The organism is Lysinibacillus sp. NPDC097287, from assembly GCF_044761695.1.
In the GTDB taxonomy this organism is placed as follows: Bacteria; Bacillota; Bacilli; order Bacillales_A; family Planococcaceae; genus Lysinibacillus.
Genome location: NZ_JBIWCX010000006.1, coordinates 236,030 through 243,437, shown reverse-complemented (window position 1 = coordinate 243,437; position 7,408 = coordinate 236,030). Strand labels below are relative to the sequence as shown.

At 33.1% G+C, this 7,408-nt stretch carries 5 protein-coding genes and 1 tRNA gene; 3 read left to right on the top strand and 3 right to left on the bottom strand.

Features of this window, described 5'->3' with window-relative positions:
• Window positions 1–960: 960 nt before the first annotated feature.
• Window positions 961–2,046 carry a putative phage abortive infection protein gene (locus ACIQ2D_RS11275; protein ID WP_402863918.1) on the bottom strand — a complete coding sequence of 362 codons (1,086 nt, stop codon included), beginning with the start codon at window positions 2,044–2,046 and terminating at the stop codon, window positions 961–963.
• Between the two features lie 272 nt (window positions 2,047–2,318).
• Here ACIQ2D_RS11275 and ACIQ2D_RS11270 point away from each other — a divergent pair, with 272 nt between their 5' ends.
• On the top strand, window positions 2,319–3,209 hold the full coding sequence (locus ACIQ2D_RS11270) for a hypothetical protein (protein ID WP_402863915.1): 891 nt from the start codon (window positions 2,319–2,321) through the stop codon (window positions 3,207–3,209).
• Between the two features lie 1,234 nt (window positions 3,210–4,443).
• Here ACIQ2D_RS11270 and ACIQ2D_RS11265 read toward each other — a convergent pair.
• Together ACIQ2D_RS11265 and ACIQ2D_RS11260 are read right to left on the bottom strand one after the other, a co-directional pair.
• Window positions 4,444–5,409: a tyrosine-type recombinase/integrase gene (locus tag ACIQ2D_RS11265; RefSeq protein WP_402863912.1), complete on the bottom strand. Its 966-nt coding sequence runs from the start codon at window positions 5,407–5,409 to the stop codon at window positions 4,444–4,446.
• 118 nt (window positions 5,410–5,527) lie between these two features.
• A tRNA-Arg gene (locus tag ACIQ2D_RS11260) sits at window positions 5,528–5,601 on the bottom strand.
• 225 nt (window positions 5,602–5,826) lie between these two features.
• On the opposite strand from ACIQ2D_RS11260, the gene ACIQ2D_RS11255 reads away from it, so the two are divergent.
• Both ACIQ2D_RS11255 and ACIQ2D_RS11250 read left to right on the top strand, forming a co-directional pair.
• Window positions 5,827–6,573 (top strand): SDR family NAD(P)-dependent oxidoreductase, encoded by a 747-nt coding sequence (locus ACIQ2D_RS11255; protein WP_402863910.1) that lies wholly within the window; start codon window positions 5,827–5,829, stop codon window positions 6,571–6,573.
• Window positions 6,574–6,768: 195 nt separating this feature from the next.
• Window positions 6,769–7,392, top strand: coding sequence for a hypothetical protein (locus ACIQ2D_RS11250; protein ID WP_402863936.1), 624 nt, complete (start codon window positions 6,769–6,771; stop codon window positions 7,390–7,392).
• The last annotated feature ends 16 nt before the right edge of the window (window positions 7,393–7,408 follow it).

Below are 7,408 nucleotides of genomic sequence, written 5' to 3'. Positions count from 1 at the left end.
CTCTTGTTCCCATAGAAAAACACCTCCACATTGATTATTTCAGGTTTAAATACCCGTTATTCAATGAAAGGTGTTTTTATTTGTCTCATGTTATTTGGTCAGTGCGAAACAACAAGAACTGCTTTGATAGTGGTTCTTTTTTTGTGCTTGAATTTGAAGAAGCTGAATATTAATAATCAATAAATATTGTAAAGTAAAACATCTTGACAACTATTTTCTTTTCCACACGGACTGTCCATTCCATGTACTTTTTTCACCAGTTCCACACCTATCAAAAACGGTTCATCACTGTTATCCAGACACATTTTAGACACAATGCTGAATACAAAAAGAAAGCACCAGTATAAAACCAGCACCTTCTGTATATTCCACTTCTCACAATATTGGATATGTAACTCTTATGATAAATTCTTTATTCTCGTACAACTTACAAATTTCATTACCTACCCATGTATACACCTGAACCATTTTCTTTACTGGTACATACTGAAGCTACTGATAATCAACCGTTAAAAAATAACAAGATCAAAACATGCTTGTCAGGGGAAAAAGCACCCCTTCCAAGATGATTAAATAAAACAAATATCATTCTAATAATACGCTGAAATACTTACACCTTGTTCAGAAACTTATTAGCACTATCTTTTGTATTTATCTTTATATGGGGGAAGTGCTTTTCTTCCCCCTTGCGTTAGCAATAGTAACGGTTAACACATTACTTCTTCAGAATCATCTTTAGCCTAATTGATATAGTAATAGATACGAAACTGCTTCAAAAGTGCCTTAACACCTAATGCCACAAGGGGTTAATCCACTTTCACCATGCACAAAAAAAGCGACCAACCACCCCTATTTTGCACAAAAAAAGCGACCATGACATTATAATAAAAAACACCTGAATGTTGATAGGTGTTTTCCCTCGTATGTTGTATCTGTAAAAAGAAAAAAGTTGCTTTGTAATTAAATAATTGAATCTTGCAGCTTTTCCTTTGTATTAAGGCTATCATATTTTGCGAAATAAGCCTTTAATTCATTTTCTTCACTCAGTTTAATAAAGTAATTAATTATTGTTATTTCATGTAGAGTAAATTGTGAAAAGAATATATTTAAGTATTTATTTTTTGAATTAAAATCAAAATTAGATTGATCTACTAATCTAATTATAGTTTTAACACTTTTTATATAGTTAGATAATGGGTATTTTTTTTGGTCATTAACTATATTAAAGGCTGTTTCTTTAAAATCCATGTTATTAAAAAACTCATCCCTAATTCTTATTGAAAATTGATAATCAACCATAGACATATCAACATTAGCTTTCAATTCATCAAAAGTTATTTTAAAAATAGTAATCGGCTTTATAGGTTGCATTAACTCATCATATGAATTACCAAAAACAAATTGTTCTGCATCAAAAAGGAAAGTACCTTGTGAAAAATGCCTATTTCCGACATTTTTCAAACTATTATAAAAAGCTGCATATTCATCAGCTAATTCTTCTAACGATTCTCTATTTCTAATTAGTAATCTTTGAAAATACGATTCTAAAGATTCTTTTTTATAGTAATTGAGAATATCTTCGTAAAACATAACAATTACTTCTCTGCCACGATACTCTTCACCAAACAACTTCAAATCATTAATTAGATTATTATGCATTTGTATCATATTAAAAAATGTTGTTTCAAATTGTTGAAGTTTCATTGTATGATTTGTAATTTCGTACTGTTCATTAGACTTAGCTAATTCTACTCTCGTTAACTGTAATTCTGTTCTTTGAAGTTCTAATTCTTTCCGTTGCATTACAATTGTTGAAATTATAAAGAAAATACTCGCTAATGAAAGTAAGCCTACTGTTGAACCACCTAAAAAATCCCCTACAGTTCCTAATTTAGAAAAAGAATCTGCTGTTAACCTAGAATCAGAAGCGAAAAATATTGTAGTTGGCATTAGAATAGCTAAACATATTGTAATTATCCCAAATGAAATCCATTTATTTTCATTATCTTTAAACCATTTTTTGAATGTTTTCTTCTCAATAGACATGTTTATCCCCCAATTAATATGCAATAATAATTCAATTATTTTTGAATTATTAAATTTCTAGACATAGTGTTTCCGTCAGTAAAATGTATTTACCCTATTAATCCCCCCATATATTCAAAAGAAATCTGCTTATTTAACTATTTCTCGTTAGTTTAAGTATAGTCTTTCACAATCTAAAAAGCTTATTTTAATTTGTATTTTTTCACCAGTCTGAACCACGTGAAAGCATTGTTTAAGGTTTGTAAATTACAACTTTAAAGGATGTGCTATACGTGGAAAACAACAATCATTTAATATATAACCCCAACACTGGTGAGATTGTGGGTGAACTTAATCCCGAAGAACATTATTTAAGAAGTAGGAAACAAGATGCTTTTGTAAAAAATAACGAAAAAGCGAAAGCTGCTTTTGAAGAATTTAATGCAGAGTCAGGGAAATTTATATGGTCATATCCTGAAAAAATTATGTTTTTAATTAATTCACCTGAATTTACCAAAGCAGATTTGACTATGATATTTTACCTTGCAACATATGTAAACGGAACTGGGTATTTATCTTTTGATAATGGAATAAAACTTTCAAAAGCTAGTATTCGGGAACGCTTAGGAATAAGTAGAAACGCTTATTCAAAATTTTTTAACAAGCTGATCAATCATCAAATACTTATTCCTTCTGCTGATGCTTATAAATGGAACGAAAAATTTAATTTTTACGGTAAAACTAAAGGGAAAGCAAAGCCAAAGATGTTAGTTAGAACTTATATTCGCCAAATTCGCGAACTCTATGAAGCTGTAACAGAAAAAGGAAAACGGAAATATTCAGCTATTGCACTTTATCCGATCTTTGCACTTGTTCCTTACCTACATCATTCAAGTAACATCATTTGTAAAAATCCTGAAGTAAACCATGTTGAAGATATTGATTATTACACACTTTCAGAAATTGCTACATTACTGGATTTAACCAATAGTAAGAAGATGAGTCAATCACTTTCTTCTATTTTACTAAACGGACAGACAGCTTTTATAAAAGTCGAAAGTAAAAATGAAAAATATCTAAAACTCAATCCAAGAATTTTTTGGAACGGGACCTCTGCACCTGATAGAAACCTACTCGCTGAATTCGATATGATTAATAAAAACAGAGATAAGGGTAATATCTAAACTTCACTTGTTAATATAAAACTGCTAACTTCTACAAAGTAAAACAATAATCCTTTTTTAAAAAGTATTTTAAATAAGTATGTCTGAATATCATCTTTAGTTGTTAAAGGCATGTAAGAGTAAGAAAAATAAAACTAATAAAGGTGGAATTTAAAATAAAAAAAGAACTAAACTTACACTCAAATTTACATGCGGAATTAATTCAGGAGTTAGCTTTAAAATCACTAAACGGAATTAAAGTAAGTGAAATTTTAGAACTTAGACAGATAAATATAAATATTTTAATCTGATCAAATTGAAATACATCATTCATCTTGGATTTTTTAGTTTAGAACATAAAATAACTAAAGCGGTCCAAAATTCATTCGAAAAAGAAGTTTTCGGTTATGTTAATTACCTTATACTTGAACTTCCAGTGGATGATTTAGAAAAAGACGCTGAAATTACTATTTCTATTAATTAAGTTGTCGAAAAAAGAACCTACCAGTAATGGCGGTTCTTTTTTTATTTACTTCTTCAGGTTTACTTGCATTATTTCAGCGTTCCTCCCAACATGAAGCCGAGTGAGTAGCAACGGCTTGGTGCAAAAGTGATTGCCTACATCTTAGAAACTAAATTAATAGTATCTAAGACATAGACAGTCACTTTTCATTTTCATGAATCCTCGTTCGTAGAATCCGTATTGTATGCCTTGTTAAAGTGCGTTCTCTCGAACAACACACCTACTTATCTACATCTGCCCCCGATAGTTCTTATAATCCGTTGTACATGCCTTCTGCATGTATCGTAAATGCTTATTCTACTTGTATGAGAAACTCTGCAACAATTACAATGTATGGTGTGTTCTGCATGACCTTAATCATTCAGACCTTCCACTCCTAGCCGTTAATGGTCGCTAACACCATTCACACTCAAAGCGAAACAAGGAACGCTTATACAGAGTGCTAGACGTTTGTTTGCAGCGGGAACGTCATAACCGGTCAAGTTTAGTTTTAATTCGTGTTACTAGGTTTCCACGAACGAGTTTTTGCTAAAAAAGGCAATAGCAAACTAGACCTTTGCATTTTAGCTTTTTTTAAAGTAAAATAAAGGCAATTAGTACTCTATTTAGGTAGAGTCAAACTCATATTAAATTTGGTTTAAATTTTCTCAGGATTTAAACGGTACATTTGTATGGGTACATATTTCACTAAGTCACCTATTCGAGTAGGTGGCTTTTTTGTTGCTTAAAAATTCAAAGATAATCTTTCAACTTATCTGCTATATCAGTTAATTCCGTATGTAAATACTTTGTAGTCACTGATAAATCGTTATGCCCCAGTGCTTTTGAAACTAATAACAAATCATTTGATTTTGCATACAAGTTTTTAGCAAATCCACGTCTTAAAGCATGTGGATTTATATTATTGATTCCATATTTCAATGTATATTTCCTAAGTTGCTTTTGAATTGAATTAGATGTAATTGAATTTGTTGTTGGTCTTCCTTTAATCGTAATAAATAAATTATCATTATCTTCTTTGTATTCATTTCTTATCAGACCATTCTGTTTTAGCATTACTTGTAATAGATACGTCATTTGTTCATCTATAGGTAAAATTATTCCTTTATGATTCTTCATAACTTCTCCGTCAAGTTGTAGTCTTCGATTAACAAAATCAACTTGCTGTTCCTTCATACGTGCAATTGTCCCAATCCTTAATCCACAACGATACATCAGTAATACTGCTGTAGCATTTCTCAAATCTAAGAACTTTGTATAGTCGAGTACAGATAATAGTAAATTTACATCTTCATCTGATGCCCCTACCTTAATTTCAGTATCCACTTTGATATTTACTGACCGCCAAAACTTATTTGTAAACCATCCATTATCAAAACAACGTCCTAAAAATGCTTTGAAGCACTTCAAACGTGTTAATTTAGTTGTATTTTTGACATTCATCTTTTCAAGCCAAGTGTAAATAACATCGCTGGTTATATCCATCAGATATTCAACTTTAGTGTCCCTGATAAAGTAATGTACGATTGTACGGTAATCGTATATTGTTCTTTCACGACAGCCACTTACTTCAAGTTGCTTTAAAATCACAGTCAATGCTTGTTCAATTGCTATATCTTTCCGTTTTTCTTCAAGCTTTCTAACCTGAATTAACGGTTGTTCAATTTGGATATCAAATATCCCCTTCTTTTTGGACAAAGAAAAAAGCACCTCCACCTACAATTCTTTAGTACAGAAACTCGACTGACCGAGTACTGTAATATTGAATCATAAGCGAAAGTGCTTATTTCTCTAAGTATAACGTTGTAAAACTGGACGTCCCAGGAGGGATTCGAACCCCCGACCGACGGCTTAGAAGGCCGTTGCTCTATCCTGCTGAGCTACTGAGACATGATTGCTTACCTAACAAATCTCTTAGGAAAGACAAGATTTATTATATAATGTAATTACAATAAAGTCAACATTAATTTTACTATCAAGGGAAGCTTTGCCTAGATAGCATTACATATGCATCCTTGACTGATTTATTATATCCTATTTTGTGTTCGTTAGGCACGTAAAACTGGTGATTTTTTTGTTAAAATAATTGCAAACAGATTAAGTGGAGGAATTTTTATGTTTCATGATTCGGTTGTTGTAATTACTGGTGGTGCACAAGGCATTGGTCGAGGCGTAGCATTGGCATATGCAAAAAGCGGTGCAAAGGTAGTCATTGCAGATATTGACCTCGATAAGGGCAAGCAATTTGAAAGTGAATTACAGGAACTTGGTTGTTCAAGTTTATTTGTCCAAACGGACGTTAGCAAAGAACCAGATATTGTCTCTTTAATGAAGCGAACGGTCAATCACTTTGGCAAAATCAATATTCTAGTTAATAATGCAGGAACGTTTCAACACGCCTCCCCCTATGATTTGTCCATGGAGGATTGGAATCACATCATTCAAACAAATTTAAGTAGTGTGTTTTTCTGCTCCAGAGAGGCAGCTAAAATTATGCGTCACAATGAAAATGGTGGTTCTATTGTGTCTATGGCTTCTACGCGCGCTATGATGTCTGAGCCCTTCACAGAAGCCTATGCAGCAACAAAAGGGGGCATCGTCGCTTTAACGCATGCACTAGCACGTTCTTTTGGACCTGATAAGATTACTGTCAATTGTATCTCACCTGGCTGGATAGAAACCGGCGCTTATGAAGATCTACGTGCTATCGATCATGAACAACATTTATCAGGTCGCGTGGGTATGCCAGAGGATATTGCGCAAGCTTGCCTCTACTTAACAAATCCGACCAACAACTTTGTGACCGGGACAAACCTTACGATCGACGGTGGGATGACGAAGAAGATGATGTATGAGGAATAAGCTAAAGCATGTCCCTAAAATTTAAATGTCTTGTGCAGTCAATACACCTACAAATCCCTAATTTTTTCACATTCCGAAGTACCTCTGAGTATTCTATTAAAAGAACTTTTTTCGTTCAATAAATAGCATGAGGAAAGGAATGAAAATACAGTGTTCCCTTACCAATATGGATATTACGCAAATTCTCTGAGCTCGATCTATACACGGCCTTCTTCACAATACACCGCACCGATCCGACACTTTTTGAACCAGCAGCAAACTGCCAATGACTATCGCTGCATTAGTAAGGCTGAATCTGATTTTATGGCTATGAATCGCCTGCTATGGATGGAGCACGTCAATTGGACGAGGATGACAATTATCAGCATTGTATTTGGCTTGCCTGATTTACCGTTTGTGCAAGAACGACTTTTGAGAAATGCAACTGATTTAGGTAATTGTCTCCGCCCTTTTTACGGCGATCAAATCGCAGATCGCTATGCAGAGCTGATTAAAGAACATTTAGTCATTGCAGCAGAACTAGTTACTGCTGCTGTTAAAGGTGACGCCGCAACTGCAGAGGCAAAGGAAAAAGAATGGTATCGCAATGCAGATGACATTGTATCGTTTTTAAGCAGCATTAATCCTTGTTTGAACCAAGAAGAATTAAAGAAAATGTTCTATACACATTTAGCGTTAACGAAAGATGAAGCAGTGACAATGATTCAGAAAAACTATCAAAAGGACATTGAAATTTTTGATGAAATTGAAGCAGAGGCTTTGGCCATGTCTGATATGATTGCATCGGCTATCGTTATGCAATTTTATTATCGCTTTTAACACATGTAAAAGTACC